The 15,131-nt window shown below is 33.0% G+C and carries 17 protein-coding genes and 3 tRNA genes; 14 read left to right on the top strand and 6 right to left on the bottom strand.

Translation table 11 applies throughout. The features are described from left to right. Positions 1–17: 17 nt before the first annotated feature. From X925_RS07915 to X925_RS07905, 3 genes are all read left to right on the top strand, one after another. A tRNA-Glu gene (locus X925_RS07915) sits at positions 18–93 on the top strand. Between the two features lie 12 nt (positions 94–105). After that, positions 106–180 (top strand) — tRNA-Val (locus X925_RS07910). Between the two features lie 11 nt (positions 181–191). Beyond that, a tRNA-Phe gene (locus X925_RS07905) sits at positions 192–267 on the top strand. 78 nt (positions 268–345) lie between these two features. On the opposite strand, the gene X925_RS07900 is transcribed toward X925_RS07905, so the two are convergent. The 3 genes from X925_RS07900 to X925_RS07890 all read right to left on the bottom strand — a co-directional run bounded on the left by X925_RS07900 (position 346) and on the right by X925_RS07890 (position 3,775). Beyond that, positions 346–828 (bottom strand): GNAT family N-acetyltransferase, encoded by a 483-nt coding sequence (locus X925_RS07900; protein ID WP_012209441.1) that lies wholly within the window; start codon positions 826–828, stop codon positions 346–348. A gap of 151 nt (positions 829–979) precedes the next feature. Continuing rightward, positions 980–2,782, bottom strand: coding sequence for a molecular chaperone DnaK (gene dnaK / locus X925_RS07895; RefSeq protein ID WP_012209440.1), 1,803 nt, complete (start codon positions 2,780–2,782; stop codon positions 980–982). Between the two features lie 192 nt (positions 2,783–2,974). After that, positions 2,975–3,775, bottom strand: a complete 801-nt coding sequence (locus X925_RS07890; protein ID WP_012209439.1) for a nitrilase-related carbon-nitrogen hydrolase — start codon at positions 3,773–3,775, stop codon at positions 2,975–2,977. A 234-nt stretch (positions 3,776–4,009) separates the two neighbouring features. Here X925_RS07890 and X925_RS07885 point away from each other — a divergent pair, with 234 nt between their 5' ends. From X925_RS07885 to X925_RS07840, 10 genes are all read left to right on the top strand, one after another. Then, positions 4,010–4,324, top strand: a complete 315-nt coding sequence (locus X925_RS07885; protein ID WP_123821421.1) for a hypothetical protein — start codon at positions 4,010–4,012, stop codon at positions 4,322–4,324. Then, positions 4,314–5,438 (top strand): alanine racemase, encoded by a 1,125-nt coding sequence (gene alr / locus X925_RS07880; RefSeq protein WP_012209437.1) that lies wholly within the window; start codon positions 4,314–4,316, stop codon positions 5,436–5,438. The genes X925_RS07885 and alr overlap by 11 nt, the downstream gene beginning before the upstream one ends. Continuing rightward, on the top strand, positions 5,431–6,489 hold the full coding sequence (locus X925_RS07875) for a 3'-5' exoribonuclease YhaM family protein (protein ID WP_012209436.1): 1,059 nt from the start codon (positions 5,431–5,433) through the stop codon (positions 6,487–6,489). Before alr ends, X925_RS07875 begins: the two co-directional genes overlap by 8 nt. A gap of 18 nt (positions 6,490–6,507) precedes the next feature. Continuing rightward, positions 6,508–8,796, top strand: a complete 2,289-nt coding sequence (gene topA / locus X925_RS07870) for a type I DNA topoisomerase (RefSeq protein WP_103064706.1) — start codon at positions 6,508–6,510, stop codon at positions 8,794–8,796. Between the two features lie 29 nt (positions 8,797–8,825). Beyond that, entirely contained in the window at positions 8,826–9,722 is an 897-nt protein-coding gene (locus X925_RS07865) for an ATP-grasp domain-containing protein (RefSeq protein WP_012209434.1), read from the top strand. Between the two features lie 166 nt (positions 9,723–9,888). Beyond that, positions 9,889–10,422 (top strand): ATP-dependent protease subunit HslV, encoded by a 534-nt coding sequence (gene hslV / locus X925_RS07860; RefSeq protein ID WP_012209433.1) that lies wholly within the window; start codon positions 9,889–9,891, stop codon positions 10,420–10,422. Beyond that, positions 10,419–11,003: an NUDIX domain-containing protein gene (locus X925_RS07855; RefSeq protein ID WP_012209432.1), complete on the top strand. Its 585-nt coding sequence runs from the start codon at positions 10,419–10,421 to the stop codon at positions 11,001–11,003. Before hslV ends, X925_RS07855 begins: the two co-directional genes overlap by 4 nt. A gap of 90 nt (positions 11,004–11,093) precedes the next feature. Beyond that, on the top strand, positions 11,094–11,363 hold the full coding sequence (locus X925_RS07850; RefSeq protein WP_012209431.1) for a hypothetical protein: 270 nt from the start codon (positions 11,094–11,096) through the stop codon (positions 11,361–11,363). A gap of 43 nt (positions 11,364–11,406) precedes the next feature. After that, positions 11,407–12,234 (top strand): PHP domain-containing protein, encoded by an 828-nt coding sequence (locus X925_RS07845; protein ID WP_121959639.1) that lies wholly within the window; start codon positions 11,407–11,409, stop codon positions 12,232–12,234. Between the two features lie 112 nt (positions 12,235–12,346). Continuing rightward, positions 12,347–13,183, top strand: coding sequence for a DUF368 domain-containing protein (locus X925_RS07840; RefSeq protein ID WP_012209429.1), 837 nt, complete (start codon positions 12,347–12,349; stop codon positions 13,181–13,183). A 2-nt stretch (positions 13,184–13,185) separates the two neighbouring features. On the opposite strand, the gene X925_RS07835 is transcribed toward X925_RS07840, so the two are convergent. Then, positions 13,186–13,746 (bottom strand): 2'-5' RNA ligase family protein, encoded by a 561-nt coding sequence (locus X925_RS07835; protein ID WP_012209428.1) that lies wholly within the window; start codon positions 13,744–13,746, stop codon positions 13,186–13,188. Positions 13,747–13,778: 32 nt separating this feature from the next. Here X925_RS07835 and X925_RS07830 point away from each other — a divergent pair, with 32 nt between their 5' ends. Continuing rightward, entirely contained in the window at positions 13,779–14,018 is a 240-nt protein-coding gene (locus tag X925_RS07830; protein ID WP_012209427.1) for a hypothetical protein, read from the top strand. Between the two features lie 8 nt (positions 14,019–14,026). Here X925_RS07830 and X925_RS07825 read toward each other — a convergent pair whose 3' ends face one another. Together X925_RS07825 and X925_RS07820 are read right to left on the bottom strand one after the other, a co-directional pair. Further along, positions 14,027–14,581, bottom strand: coding sequence for an HD domain-containing protein (locus tag X925_RS07825; RefSeq protein ID WP_369973667.1), 555 nt, complete (start codon positions 14,579–14,581; stop codon positions 14,027–14,029). Between the two features lie 3 nt (positions 14,582–14,584). Continuing rightward, positions 14,585–14,893, bottom strand: coding sequence for a hypothetical protein (locus X925_RS07820; protein WP_012209425.1), 309 nt, complete (start codon positions 14,891–14,893; stop codon positions 14,585–14,587). Positions 14,894–15,131: the final 238 nt, after the last annotated feature.

Below are 15,131 nucleotides of genomic sequence, written 5' to 3'. Positions count from 1 at the left end.
TTCAGGTTTGAGATAATGCCCCCATCGTCTAGCGGCCCAGGACATTGGCCTTTCACGCCAAAGGCACCAGTTCGAATCTGGTTGGGGGCGCCATCATATTAAGAAGGGTGTTTAGCTCAGCGGGAGAGCGTCTGCCTTACAAGCAGAAGGTCGCAGGTTCAAATCCTGCAGCGCCCACCATGTTTATGGATGGGCAGGTAGCTCAGTCGGTAGAGCAACGGACTGAAAATCCGTGTGTCGGCAGTTCGATTCTGCCCCTGCCCACCATAATATTTTTTTAGTAGCATGTTACATATATTGAAAAGGCAGCCGTTTTGGTTGCCTTTTTTTGTTTGGTACTGGAGATTATGACTTATATCTCATCTCTGCATATTTTGATTTGAAACCAAGCTTTTCGTACAATTTTCTTGCCGGGTTATCGTACTCCACATGCAAAGATATATCCCCGTTACATCGACTAATTGTTTCTTTTAAAAGGTTACTACCAATCCCCTTACCTCTACAATCTTTATCAACAGCTATGTAGACAAGGACATGCTCAGGGATATATCCTTCCATACCCGTGTCGTTAACAACAACAGAACCCGTGATGCGCTCGGCATTATAGAGTACCAAAACAAACCCACCTTTTCCTTTATCTTTAGAAAAGGCGTAATCGATGGAATTAATAATATCTTCTAGAGGATCACCATACCTTCCCAAATTCTCTTTTAAGAACTCTGCTATTTCTAATTTGGTGAACTCAAAATCGTCATCTAATAGATCTTCCTTTGAGTCCAGTTCTTTCAATGATAAGTTGAATGAATCGAAATTAAAAGTCTTTTGCATTTTGTATCCACCTCCAAAATACATTATACCACAGTTAAGCTTATATACAAAATGTGGATGAATAGGACTTTACTTTATACGACTAATAGATGTGGGGTTATCCAAAGGTAAGTTCAAAAAAATTCAGGAGGCTTAAAAGCCTCCTGAATTTTTAATTTTCTGGATCGTCTACTGGAGTTGTTGCTCCTGCAGTTGCTCCTGGGTTTTGATTTTGATAAATATATTGACCTACCTTCATAATCTCTTGTTGTAATTCGTCTTTAACTATCTTAATTTTACCGACGTTATCTTCCTCTAAAGCTTGCTTTAATTCTTTTGTTTTTTCTTCAATGTTGATTTTTAAATTATCGGGTATTTTATCTCCATTTTCACGTAATAATTTTTCTGTTTGATAGATTAAATCATCTGCTTGGTTTCTCAACTCAACCTTTTCTTTTACCTTTTTGTCTTGTTCCTCATACTCTCTTGCTTCTTTCATCATCCTATCTATTTGGTCTTTGTCGAGCTTGTGTCTTCCAGTTACAACCATAGATTGCTGCCTTTGAGTTCCTAGATCCTTTGCGGATACACTTACTATTCCATTAGAATCAATGTCAAAAGTAACTTCTATTTGAGGAACTCCTCTTGGTGCAGGGGGAATACCTGTTAATGTAAAACTCCCTAAGAAAAAATTATCTCGTGCCAAAGGTCTTTCTCCCTGGTAAACTCTTACTTCAACTTCCGTTTGTCCATCAACAGAGGTCGTAAAAACTTTAGATTTTTTCACAGGGATTTTGTTGTTTCTTGGTATAATAACTTCCATTAAACCTCCTTTAACTTCAACACCTAAGGATAAAGGAGTAACATCTACTAAAACTAAATCTCTTTCTGTTTCTCCTACCATTATAGAAGCTTGAACACTTGCTCCAACTGCTACTGCTTCGTCTGGGTTAACATTCTTAGAAGGATCTTTTCCAAAATAATCTTTAACCAATTTTTGAACTGCTGGTATCCTCGTTGAACCACCTACAAGTAAAACGTCGCTTATGTCTTGTGGGGAAAGTTTAGCATCCCGCATTGCGTTCTCAATGGGCACTCTTGTTGATTCTATTAAGTCTCCAATGAGTTCTTCTAATTTAGTTCGTGTTAGTTTCTTTTCTAAGTGAACAGGTTGACCATCCACAACCGTAATGAAAGGTAAATTTATATCCGTTTCCAATTTACTTGATAATTCTATCTTAGCAGATTCAGCTGCTTCTTTCAATCTTTGAAGTGCTTGCTTATCTTTTCTTAAATCAACCTTATACTCTTTCATAAATTCATCAGCTAACCAGTCGATTATTCTTTGATCAAAATCGTCTCCACCTAGATGATTGTTCCCCGAAGTAGCGATAACCTCTATGATATCTTCTCCTATATCTAAAATGGAAACATCAAATGTTCCACCACCAAGATCATATACAACTATTTTTCTCTCTTCTTTTGATCGATCGAGACCAAAAGCTATTGAAGCCGCTGTTGGTTCGTTTATTATTCTTAGAACCTCTAATCCTGCAATTTCCCCTGCTTCTTTGGTAGCTTGCCTTTGAGCATCGTTGAAATAAGCAGGAACAGTAATAACGGCCTTTTTGATCTTTCCTCCTAAATATTCTTCTGCATCTTTAACCAGCTTTTTAAGTATGAACGCACTAATCTGTTGAGGTGTATACACCTTATCATCGATTCTTACTGTGTAGTCACTTCCCATGTACCTTTTTATGGAGCGAACAGTTCTATCGGAATTTAAAATAACTTGCCTTTTAGCTGGTTCACCTACTAATATCTGACCATCTTTAGTAAAAGAAACAATAGAAGGTGTGGTCCTTTTACCTTCCGCATTGGGTATTACTTCAGGGTTACCATCGGGTTTTACCCAAGCGATAGCTGAATAAGTGGTACCTAAGTCTATACCTACAACATATTCTTTTGTACTCATGAAAATACCCCCTCACTAAAACTTTTTTATTTCTAAATGTGTATTTGTTATTTGACTCTAGTACTATTATAATTCAAACAATCGTTTTTTTCAAGTGATTTATTAAGTTAAGAGAATACATATAATATCTATGATAAAGTGCTTATAAGCTAGCTAAATTTAAACGCAATCAAAAATTATATCACTCTTAATCTAAGAGTGAAAATAATATTTTGGTTTTCGATCTTGGAAGAGATCGTTGTATTCATTAATACGTTTATTTTGAGATTTCCTTTCATCTATTTCTGCTGTTTGAATAAAATCACCTTGCTCTGGTAATCTAAAAAGCACCTCTCCATCAGGTGAAGTCACTTGACTTTTACCCGTGAAAGAATACTCTATTTCACCGTTGATCTGGGTTCCCCAAATATTTGATGTGGCAATATAAATCTTGTTTTCTAAAGATCTAATTTTATTGGCTTCTTGACAATATGGTAAGACTAAATTGGCTGGATGCAAAATTAAATCTGCACCTAATAAAGCCAATGTTCTAAAGGATTCCGGAAAGTACCAATCAAAACAGATGGCAACTCCAACATTTATTCCGTTAATATTATCCACCCAAAAACCCGTGTCCCCCGGGGTAAAAAACAGTTTCTCTCTGAAAAACAAGTGAGTCTTTCTATATATTTTATATGTCCCATCACTTTTGATCAAAATTGATGAATTATAATACTTACCTTCATACTTCTCGTTAAAACCATATACTACACTTACACCAGTATCTTTAGAAAATTCCTTAAAAGTTTTAAAGGCGTATCCGATCCCATCTAAAGGCGACTCGTAAGTTTCTTCTACTTCTTTTTTAGAGGAAAAAGCATAACCGGTAAAAGCTAATTCTGGAAAGACTATAAAATTGCTATCGACTCCTTCGATAATCTTCATTACCTTATTTACATTTTTCTCGATCTCAAATAGTTCTGGTTTGAATTGAACTACGCTAACTTTAAACATTTTTCAACCTCCTCTTCACTCACCCATTTACTCTACTCCAATGCACATTATATAATAAAAAGAAGAAAACTTTTGCCAACTATTTAAAATTATTGTATAATGTTAATTGTCGATTCTAAAAAACCAATTAGACAAAAGAGGGGTTTAAAAATTCTTTATAAATTTAGATATTCAAAAATTCTCTACCTGCTACCTCTAATTTTTGTTTTATTTTTATTCATATTGGGTAATTATGTGTACAGTCTTTATCCGAAAGGTATTATTGCTTATATATTTCTTGGAATAATAGTTACACTTTTATTTTATTCCATTAGAAAATTCATGCGATATCCTATTATTTATGATCAAAATAACAAAACCTTTTACGTTATCACCTCCGTATTTTCAGAAAAATATGAACATTTCAGTAAATCCTCCATAAAAGAAACGGTTATAACTTCCAGAAAAATAATAATAATTTTAAAAGATAAAACAATTATTTTGCCTAAGTATATAAAAGAACGAGATAAACTCATTTCTATTTTAAAAGGGGATAAACTTGAAGGGTAGAGAAACGGCAGCATATATAAATATTGATAAATACTTAGAAAATTTAAATTATATACAAAATCAAACAAAAGCGCATATCATACCAGTTTTAAAAGCAAACGCTTATGGACATGGTATGTTGCCTTTGGCAATGCAAGTATTTAAAGAAGGTTATAGTATGTTGGCTGTTGCTTATTTGGAAGAAGCTTTAGAAATCTTAAACCGGGGGATACACCTCCCAATTTTAATCTTTAATTACTTTAGCCCAGATGATTTTAAAGAATTATTGGAATTCGCTCATTTTTTAAGGCCAACAATTACTTCTTCTACATTTTTAGAAAAAGTATGTGATATACTAGGAAAAGATGTTGATAAATTTAAGTTCCATATCAACGTGGATACTGGAATCAACAGAATTGGCATAAAAGAGGAAAAATTACCTCAATTAATAAAGTTGATCAAAGATAGAAACATTCAAATAGAAGGCGTTTATTCTCATTTTGCCAATGCAGATGAAAAAGATGATTTTACCAGAGTTCAATTTGAAAAATATAAGGGGTTATTGGATTATATAATTGGTTCAGGCATAGATGTTGAAAAAAAACATATTTCTAATAGTGCTGCTGCCCTTTTTTTCCCAGAATTCGCTTTAGATTATGTGAGGCCAGGCATTGCCACTTATGGCTTACAACCATCTACAACTTATAAAATAGATCAATTAAAACCTATTTTGGAACTAAAAAGCATTGTCGCGAACATTCAAAACCTTCAACCGAATGATACTATCGGTTATGGACGAACTTACGAAGTGCAAAAAAGGATGAAAACCGCTATTGTTCCTATAGGGTATGCAGATGGTTATTTTAGAGCCCTTTCCAACAAAGGAGAAGTTTTAATTAACGGAAAGCGATCTAAAATATTAGGAAGGGTATCTATGGATCAAATAGTTGTGGACGTTACTGATAATAATGTATCACTAGGTGATGAAGTTGTAATCATTGGGAGGCAAAAATACGATCAAATAACCGCAGAAGAAGTAGCTGAAAACGCTTCTACTATAAACTATGAAGTAACCTCAAGAATAGCTCAAAGGGTTCGGCGGATTTACATTAAGGGAGGAAAATATTTTGAATGAAGAATATTCTTTGGGAGATATAATAAAAGATAATCCGTTTCAACCAAAGGCAGCTGTAGAAAATATTACTTTAATATCTGATTTAAAACCCACTGAAGACGCAGAAGTAGAAGGTAAAGTTGTGAGCAAAAAGCTTCAAAAAACAAAAAATGACAAAACGTTTTTATTGTTTACAATTGCCGATAAAAGTCAGTCCATTAGAGCTATCGATTGGTATAACGCAGAAGCAAACAATAACAAGATTCAAATTGGAGACGTTATAAAAGTAAAGGGGAAAATAGTTTACTTTGAAAATAGGCTTCAAATCAATATTAGTAACGAGACCAATTCAGTGCAAAAGATCAACATAACGAATATCAACCCCGAAAAGTACTTGCTATTTTCTAATAATGATCTATCAAAGTTAACAACTAAACTCGAACAATACATACAAGCCGTTGAAAATGAAGGTATCAGATCTTTATTGAAACAGATCTTTTTGGTTAATTCAAAATTAAGAGAATCCTTTCTTTTTTCTCCAGCTGCAGTGGAAGTACATCATGCCTATCCTGGAGGTTTATTGGAACATACTGTAATGGTTACTGAACTATCTTTAAGATTGTATGATCTTTATAACGAAGATAATGAGATATGCATCAATAAAGATATTATAATAGCTGGATCACTGTTGCACGATATAGGGAAAATAGAAGAATACGTTATAAAACCCAGTGGAATAGAAAAAACTGAACTAGGTGAATTAATTGGACACATACATCTGGGAACAAAAATAGTGTACGAAGAGTCAAAAAAAATAAATCCAAAAATAAAAGAATCAGATCTTAACCATATAATACACATCATCCTCTCCCATCATGGAGAAATAGAATATGGAAGTCCTGTAGTCCCAAAAACCATCGAATCATTCATAATTGGTTTAAGTGATAATGTCGACTCCAAAATCGCTCAAGTTAAAGACAATATTAGAAATACCTTACAAATAAATAAAGATCAAAGTTGGAGTGAATACGATAAAAGGCTGGCACGTAAGATAAAAATAGAAAAATACTAGCGGGAGGTAATTCAATTAATGCCCAAAAAAAGCACTAAATCCAAAGGAAATAGTGAAGAAAGTAAATACGTAGTAATAGTAGAATCCCCGTCAAAAGCAAAAACAATAGAAAGATATTTAGGAAAGGAATACAAAGTAATAGCTTCAAAAGGTCATATACGCGACTTACCTAAAAAAGAGTTTGGAGTTGATATCGAACACGACTTTGAACCTATCTTTCAAGTGATTCCCGGTAAAGAAAAGGTTATACAAGAAATCAAGAAAGAAACAAAAGGGAGAAAAGTATTACTAGCATCGGATATGGACAGAGAGGGAGAAGCTATAGCATGGCATCTTTCTCAGATTTTAGATCTTGATCCAAAAGAGAAAAATCGAATTATATTCTCAGAAATAACAAAAAATGCAATAAAAAATTCAATAAGTAATCCTCAAAGTTTAGACTTAAAAAAAGTAGATGCTCAAATAGCTAGGAGAATCTTGGACCGATTGGTAGGATATAAAATTTCACCTTTGGTTTGGAAAGTATTAAAAGATTACAAAACAAGCGCGGGAAGGGTTCAATCTGCAGCATTGAAATTGATAGTGGATAAAGAAAGAAAAATTTTTATCTTCAAACCAAAAAAATACTTCAATATCTATCTTGAGTACAAAGGTCAAAATATACCTTTAACAAAAGAAGACGGTAAAAAAATAAAACCCGAAAGCATAACAAAAATAAAAAAAGACCAGATCTTCGAATATTTGAAAGACAAGGATTTTAAACTGGTGAACGTAGAAGAAAAAGAATCAATAAGAAAACCCCCATTACCATTCATTACAAGTACGCTACAACAAGCAGCGGTTTCGACTTTTAACTGGGCTTCATCTAAAGTAATGAAAATCGCTCAAGAGTTGTATGAAGGTGTGGAAACCTCTGAAGGAAGTATTGCGTTTATTACTTATATGAGAACTGATTCTACACGAGTTTCAAATGAAGCTCAACAGGCTGCTATTAACTATTTGGAAAAAAATTATGGAAAAGATTACGTTGGACATTACTTATCAAAAAACAAAAAATCCAATGTTCAAGATGCTCACGAGGCTATAAGGCCTACAGACATCAACATGGATGTCAACAATGCAAAAAGGTTAATTTCATCAGACCATTTGAAATTGTACACCCTTATTTGGAATAGATTCATGGCCTCTCAATCAGCTCCATCAAGATATTTAGAAAAAACATACACTATTGAAGACAACACCAACAAATACGCATTTGAAATAACGTCCAAAAAATGTATCTTTGATGGATTTGAGAAATTCTGGAATCCTAACAATAAAGAAGTTAATTTTGAAATAGGTAAAAATGATAAGATCACATATGACCAATTAAAATTCGAAGAAAAAGAGACTAATCCTCCAAATAGATATACGGAGGCAACATTGATAAAAGAATTAGAATCTAAAGGTATTGGAAGGCCATCAACATACGCAACCATAATATCCACACTTTTGCAGCGGAAATACGTATCCAAAATAGCAAAAAGTACCTTGAGGCCTACAACTACTGGTTTTGTAGTAACTGACTTTTTGGAAACATATTTCCCAGAAATAGTCGACGTAAAATTCACTGCGAACATGGAAGAAGACCTTGATAAGATAGAAGACGGAAAAAACAAAAGTAAAGTCGTTCTAGAGCAGTTTTACAAAGAGTTTGAGACATTCCTTTCGACTGCATCTAACAACATCAAAAATAAAAAAGAAATTTTACACTACGAAAGTGATGTCCCTTGTGAAAAATGTGGGAAAAATATGAAATTAAATTTTGGGAGATATGGTCTATATTTATCTTGTGAAGAATGCAAGGAAACTCAGAAAATCCCAGCGGAATCATTTGGAGTAACAATTAAGGAGAAATTATACATAAAAGAATATCTACAAGAAACTTTAAAAATAGACAAAGAAGAGAATAAAATAGATGAAAAATGCCCCATTTGCGGTGGAGATCTCATATTGAAACACGGGAAATTCGGAGAATTTATTGCATGCAGTAATTACCCAGAATGTAAATACACTCGGAATGTGAAAGCGCGAGGGAAATGTCCCAACTGTGGAGGTGACATCGTAAAATTAAAAAGCAAAAAAGGAAAAACTTATTTCAAATGTAATTCTTGTAGTACCATGTATTGGAATGAGCCTTCAGAATACAGTTGCCCCAACTGTGGAGAAACCCTTTTTTACAAAACCTCAAAAGGAAAAGAAAAATTATACTGTGAAAAAGACAAAGCATACTTTGACATTGAAGAAATCAAACAACTAACAAAATAAACAGACAAAGTAAAAAAGGAGAAAAAACGATGTACATCCCAATCATTACAGGTGGGAAATCTAAAGAGAGAGAAATTTCCTTAACAAGCGCAAAAAATGTTTTTAATTCTATAAGTAATTTAGGTTATAAACCAGTAATCTTAGATTTAATAGATGATGATTTTATAAATAAAATTCAAAATTATAAATTCGCCTTCAACGTGGTACATGGAGATTACGGAGAAGACGGAAGATTACCTTCCTTATTAGAAATCTTAGGAATAGACTACACATGTTCAAACCCTGAAACATGTATAGCCACATACGATAAATTTATATTCTACTCTCTATTTAAAAATTATATACAAATGCCTCAGACAACCCTAACCAACAAATTGATATTACCGCCCTTTGAATACCCTTTCATCATCAAACCTAGAAAAAGTGGATCGAGTAAAGGAGTATACATCATTCACAACGAAAATGAATACAAATTCTATTTAGAAAAAGATTTGAAAGAATTTCAGGAAGTTCTGGTTCAAGAATATATAAAAGGCCGGGAAATAACGATATCTTATATTCAGAAAAATGAAGAGTTCATATTACTACCAATTCTTGAAATTATTCCAAAAAAAGAATTCTATGACTATGAAGCAAAATATACTAACGGGTTAACGGAACTCAAGCCACAGCTTAATTCACCCGAAAAAATCATACAAAAAATAAATGAAATAGGGAATCACGTTATGCAAACACTCACTTTTAAAGACATGTTTCGGATCGACGCCATCTTAAAAGACGATGAAGTTTACGTTTTGGAAATAAATACTGTGCCTGGTTTAACAGAATTAAGTGATCTTCCTACATCCGCACTAGCTGCTGGAATTAGCTTTGATGAGTTAATAAATATAATAATTAAAAACCATGTTGCGCGGGTTGCAGGGTGAAAGAGTAAAAAGCTCTTTTCCTTATGGTTTGCTGTATTATGCAAAGTAGGTCTTTAAATGATTTTGACGTAGAACTTGGGGTTTTTAAGGGGTTACCCCTTAATGCACGGGCGAAGGGGCGCTATAAAAAACACAAAAATGTGACTGCAAGGAGGAAAAATAATTTATGGATTTTCATGGGACAACAATATTAGGAGTAAAAAGAAACGGAAAAACTGTAATATGTGGTGATGGACAGGTAACAATGGGAGAAACAATCTTTAAAGGTAACGCCAAAAAAGTGCGAAGATTAGGCGAAGGAAAAGTAATATCAGGTTTCGCTGGATCCGTAGCCGATGCCTTGGCTTTGTATGAAAGATTTGAAGGAAAGTATAAGTCTTCACATGGCAATCTTATGAAAGCAGCTGTGGAACTGACCAAAGAATGGCGTATGGACAAAGCACTTAGAAGACTTGAAGCATTATTATTAGTCGCCGACAAAGAAAATATCTTTCTAATTTCAGGCAATGGCGAAGTAATGGAACCACAAGAAGATGCAATCGCAATTGGCTCCGGTGGACCTTATGCTTATGCTGCAGCAATGGCTCTATTGAGAAACACAGACTTAGATGCTGAAGAAATCGCTCAAAAAGCAATAAAAATTGCTGGTGAAATTTGTATTTATACGAACGATAATATCACCATGGAGATTATAGAATGAGTGAACAAATTTTAGCTATTCCCACAAAAAAAATGGACGAAAAAATATCTTCGAACAATGACAATTTTTTTAAAATAAAATTCAGCGATTTTGTGGAAATATTAGAAAGTGGTAATTTCTATGAAAGAAATGCACTCGAAAACGATTATAATTACAAACAAATCATACCTTATGTTGTGTTCAGAAACTTCCAAGACGAGATTTTAGTTTTAAAAAGGACACAAAATCAAGGAGAAAAAAGACTTCATAACAAAATATCGATAGGGATAGGGGGTCACATAAACAAAGGAGATAATGGTATTACTATGGAACAAACTTTTTTCAACGGGATGGATCGAGAAATTAACGAAGAATTATGGATTACCAATTCATATAAATATGTTTACAAAGGAATAATCAATGATAACGATGAAGATGTATCCAAAGTTCATTTAGGTGTTCTTTTCGTCGGATTCATCGATTCTGCTAAGATTAAAGAAGAAGATAACTTTGAGAGCACTTGGATGAAAAAAGAAGAAATCGTAAATTTAAAAGATGTGAATTTTGAAGGTTGGACAAAAATTGCTTTAAATAACTTGTAAGTTCCCTTCCTTAAATGGGTGCAGCCAACTACCCTTAAGGGACAGAGGGTCTCAGCTGAAGCGAATATAAAGGAGGTCTAAATTTATTTTATGAACAACATTTACGGAGAAAATTCAGGTAAAGGTTTTATAAAGGAAGTTCCTTTATCTACCTTTGCAAAAGCAGTAGAAAGTGCTATTTATAAAGCACCGCTTAGAGAAAACAACAAAGTTTGGTTAAGCGACTTATGGCTCATCACTTCTTTACCGGAAGATTTGATCAAAGAAACTATATCCAAATATATAGAAGAAATCGATATACCCGAAGACGTTGAAGAAATATACGACGATGAAAAAAATAAAGTTCTTTGGAAAAAATAAGTAAAAGGAGCGTTGTAATACTAATTAAAACTGGAGGGAAAATGTGAAAGTAGATTTTCATACTCATTCTACAGGATCAGACGGAAGTAACACTCCTAATGAATTATTGAATCTGGCTTTAGAAAAAAATATAGAATATCTATCTATCACCGATCACGATACCCTTGATGGAGTAAAATCTTTAGAAAATTTTAAAGATTTAAAAAAATTAAAATTTGTTCCTGGAGTAGAGATAAGTGCAGAATTCCCAACCACTCTACACCTATTAGGATACGGTTTTGATAGCAATAACGAAAGACTAAATAGGGTTTTAGAAGAGCTTCAAGAGTTCAGAAAAAAAAGAAACGTTTTAATGATCGAAAACATGCAAAAACTTGGTTTTCAAATTACCCTTGAAGAACTAAAAAAAGAAGCAGGTGGAGAATTGATTGGTAGGCCCCATTTTGCTTCTTTAATGGTGAAGAAAAATTATGTAAGCAACAAACAAGAGGCTTTCGATAAGTATTTAAAGAAAGGAGCTCCTCTTTACTTAGATAAAAAAAGGTTGAATCCAAAAGATGCAATATTGTTAATTAAGGAAGCGGGTGGTGTAGTTGTTTTGGCACACCCTTATCAAACAAAACTCGATGAACAAAATCTAGCCAATCTGATCAGAGAGTTAGTAGATTATGGGTTAGATGGCATAGAAGCTTATTACTCCTCGCACACCAAAGAAATGAACGAAAAGTATAAAGCACTTGCCAAAAAGTATGATTTGTTTATAACCGCTGGTTCGGATTATCATGGAACAAACAAAGCAGGGATAGAAATGGGGATTAACATCAGCAAAGAAGAATTAGAACCATTTTTAAATATTTTAAGGATGCTTTAAGATTCTTTGCATATAATAGATTTAGAAAACAATAACCCCCAATAAAATCCCCAACTTATCCCGCTTTATGCGGGGTTTTTTTATAAAAGAAATATATTTAATGGAGGTTTTTATGAAGAAAAAAAATCTGTTAATTCCGTTGTATGGTATTTTCATGGGTATTTCTGATTCTATCCCGGGAGTTTCAGGCGCTACGATAGCTTTGATACTAGGCATTTATGAGAGTTTCATATCTGCATGGTCTTTTGTTTTTTCTAATTTATTCAATTTCAAAACTTTAACGAAAAGTCGGGAACTTAGATTTTTGATATTGTTGTACATAGGTGTTTTTCTTGGAATGTTCTCAACCTTGGGACTTATAGACTTTTTAATAACTAACTACCAAACAAGTGTCTTTTCATTCTTTTCAGGTTTAATTATCGGGAGTATCTTTTTTTTAGGCTCAGATATATTTAAAAATCCTGATTTCAAAAATACGCAAAAATCTAAATACGTTTCTTTTTTTATTTCAACCGCTATTGGTTTTTTAGTTGCCTTCTATATTTCAGGGGCACAGTTTTTATTAGAACAACACGATTTTTTAATAATCTTTTCTTCTGGATTTTTGGCTATCTCTGCTATGATCCTACCGGGCATTTCCGGTGCATACGTCCTATTACTTTTGAATCAATATTCATTCATTGTAAAAGCAGTTAATGATTTTAATTTCCCTGTACTGATAACCTTTGTTTTGGGTGTTGTACTGGGATTGGCTTCTATGAGTAGACTATTGAAATGGGTGTTGGACAATTTTTACCTCACGACAATGTTTTTTTTGATGGGACTAATGGTTGGAGGATTGAGGGCTCCCATTTCAAGAATAGATAACTTTGTTAGTTTTTTAATATTTGGTTTAATTGGAGCCATAGTAATTGTAATTATCGAGAGGTTCGGTAGAAACAATAAATAATTTCACTGTTTCCTTTTTCTCTTTTTTGGTATTCCAAAAGTTTGATCAATTTCAACCTCTTTCCCCAACTCTCTATGAACAAGGGAAAGAGATTCCAACTTTATTTGATACTTTAACTTTTTATCAGACAAATAACTGGTAATCTGTCCAATGTTCTCTTTATTAATATCTTCTACCGCTAAAGTTATATGTGGAAACCAATTATCAGGAGAGTAATATTCATTAAGCTTTGAGTCATTTACATTGACCAAATTCCAAAGGTATTCGTGAAAGTTCAAAATTTCTTTTGTCGGTTTTACAGGGATGTACAAGGTTAATTTTTTGCCGGTAAATAAGGCTACACCTTCCGTTTTTATGGTTAATGAATCCAATTCTTTGGTTGCCTTTTTGAGTAACTTATTTAAATCGTTAACTTTATAATTCTCAGCAACACTCCAAGTTATATGGGGAAAAGGTACGTTGTTTTTTACCCAATTAACGCCAAAATTCTTTTCTAATTCATTCCAAAGTTTTGTTATTTTATTGTAAAAAGGTTGAGGTAGAATAGTCAAAAGAGCTTGCACGATTATCACCTTTTTTAGTGGGAGGTTTAAAAATGAGCTACAACAAAAAACGAATCATAAAGTTTCTTATCTATTATTTCTCTATTTCTGTTGGAGTTCTTTTAATATTCTATTTTTGGTTCACAAAACTTTTTTGGTTTTCTCTAGTAACTTGGATTTTTGCCACATTTGGTGTTGTTTCAATTTCTTTTTTCACTTTGATGAACCTAAGAATCGCTGAACTTCAAAATGAGTCAAAAGATGTAAAGAATAAAAATAATGAAAATGATTAAAGTGTTTATCAAACTAAGTTCAATTCGTCTTTTATTCGAACCATACCATCTATGGCTATTTTGAAGAAATCGTCTAATTCGATGTTCAGTTTGGTTATTTCTTTTATTTTTTCTCTGTCCGCTCCTCTAGCAAAAGCATTGTCTTTGAACTTTTTTTTTAATGATTTAACTGATAATTCAGCTATATCTTTGCTTGGCCTTACTAAGACAGAGGCAACAATAAGCCCAGAAAGTTGATCTGCAGCATATAAGGCTATCTCAATATCTTTTTCCAACGCTTTTTTTTCGTTATGCGCCAATATAGCGTCTTTTACATCTTGATCGACCTTGTCTCCAAGCATTTCAACAGTTTTTAACGCATGATTAGCTGGATCATCTTTGGTTTCTTCGTAATCCAAGTCGTGTAGTAAACCGGTGATTTCCCATTTTTGCTCATCTTTGTTTAGATGTATTGCTAACTCTTTCATAATAGCTCCAACGGCAAGGGAATGAGTGAACAAATTATCCGTTTTTAAGTTTTGCTTTAGTAACTCAAGGGCTTCTTCTTTAGTCAAAAAAATCACTCCTTATTCAAATTTATTATAAGCAAATTTAAAGTAATAATAAAAAATTAATACAGTAAATAAAATAGCTCCAAAGATGATCCATAAACCGATTACCACGGGTGGGGTAGTGGTAAAAATTAATATTAAACATGCAACTAAACCAAAAAATAACCAAAACATGATCTTCAGATTACGCCATATTTTATTTAATTTTTCTTTCATCTTTGAATTTTGAAAAAGCAGGTCGTCCAAAGTTTCCCTATTTTCTTTATTTTGTTCTTCTAATAGTTTTATTCTATTCTCTAAATCTTCAACATTATTCTTAGCCATCCTTTTTGCGTACCTCCTTTGGAAAAAGAGATTTTTATATCATTTTAATTATTATATCACAATTTTGCAGATTTCAAAGGCCTTTCGTGCAATAAATAAGCTTTCTCAAACTTATTAACCAATCAATTAGTCTATTTAGGCATTTTCTAAATATACAAATTATTTGCCCTGTATTTTTAATAATTAAATAACCAGAAAAAATATGGTATAATTTAAGGACAAAAAGATAAAGATTTTT

The sequence above is a fragment of the Petrotoga sp. 9T1HF07.CasAA.8.2 genome (assembly GCF_002895585.1).
In the GTDB taxonomy this organism is placed as follows: domain Bacteria; phylum Thermotogota; class Thermotogae; order Petrotogales; family Petrotogaceae; genus Petrotoga; species Petrotoga mobilis.
The sequence above is the reverse complement of the archived record's forward strand: the minus strand, read 5'-3'. Positions and strand labels throughout refer to the sequence as shown.

Bases quoted from the DNA above. Each gene is read 5' to 3' on its own strand.
- X925_RS07820 (WP_012209425.1), bottom strand. From the start codon at position 14,893: ATGGCTAAGAATAATGTTGAAGATTTAGAGAATAGAATAAAACTATTA.
- X925_RS07850 (WP_012209431.1), top strand. From the start codon at position 11,094: ATGAACAACATTTACGGAGAAAATTCAGGTAAAGGTTTTATAAAGGAA.
- hslV (WP_012209433.1), top strand. From the start codon at position 9,889: ATGGATTTTCATGGGACAACAATATTAGGAGTAAAAAGAAACGGAAAA.
- X925_RS07890 (WP_012209439.1), bottom strand. From the start codon at position 3,775: ATGTTTAAAGTTAGCGTAGTTCAATTCAAACCAGAACTATTTGAGATC.
- X925_RS07855 (WP_012209432.1), top strand. From the start codon at position 10,419: ATGAGTGAACAAATTTTAGCTATTCCCACAAAAAAAATGGACGAAAAA.
- X925_RS07840 (WP_012209429.1), top strand. From the start codon at position 12,347: ATGAAGAAAAAAAATCTGTTAATTCCGTTGTATGGTATTTTCATGGGT.
- X925_RS07865 (WP_012209434.1), top strand. From the start codon at position 8,826: ATGTACATCCCAATCATTACAGGTGGGAAATCTAAAGAGAGAGAAATT.
- topA (WP_103064706.1), top strand. From the start codon at position 6,508: ATGCCCAAAAAAAGCACTAAATCCAAAGGAAATAGTGAAGAAAGTAAA.
- X925_RS07830 (WP_012209427.1), top strand. From the start codon at position 13,779: ATGAGCTACAACAAAAAACGAATCATAAAGTTTCTTATCTATTATTTC.
- dnaK (WP_012209440.1), bottom strand. From the start codon at position 2,782: ATGAGTACAAAAGAATATGTTGTAGGTATAGACTTAGGTACCACTTAT.
- X925_RS07900 (WP_012209441.1), bottom strand. From the start codon at position 828: ATGCAAAAGACTTTTAATTTCGATTCATTCAACTTATCATTGAAAGAA.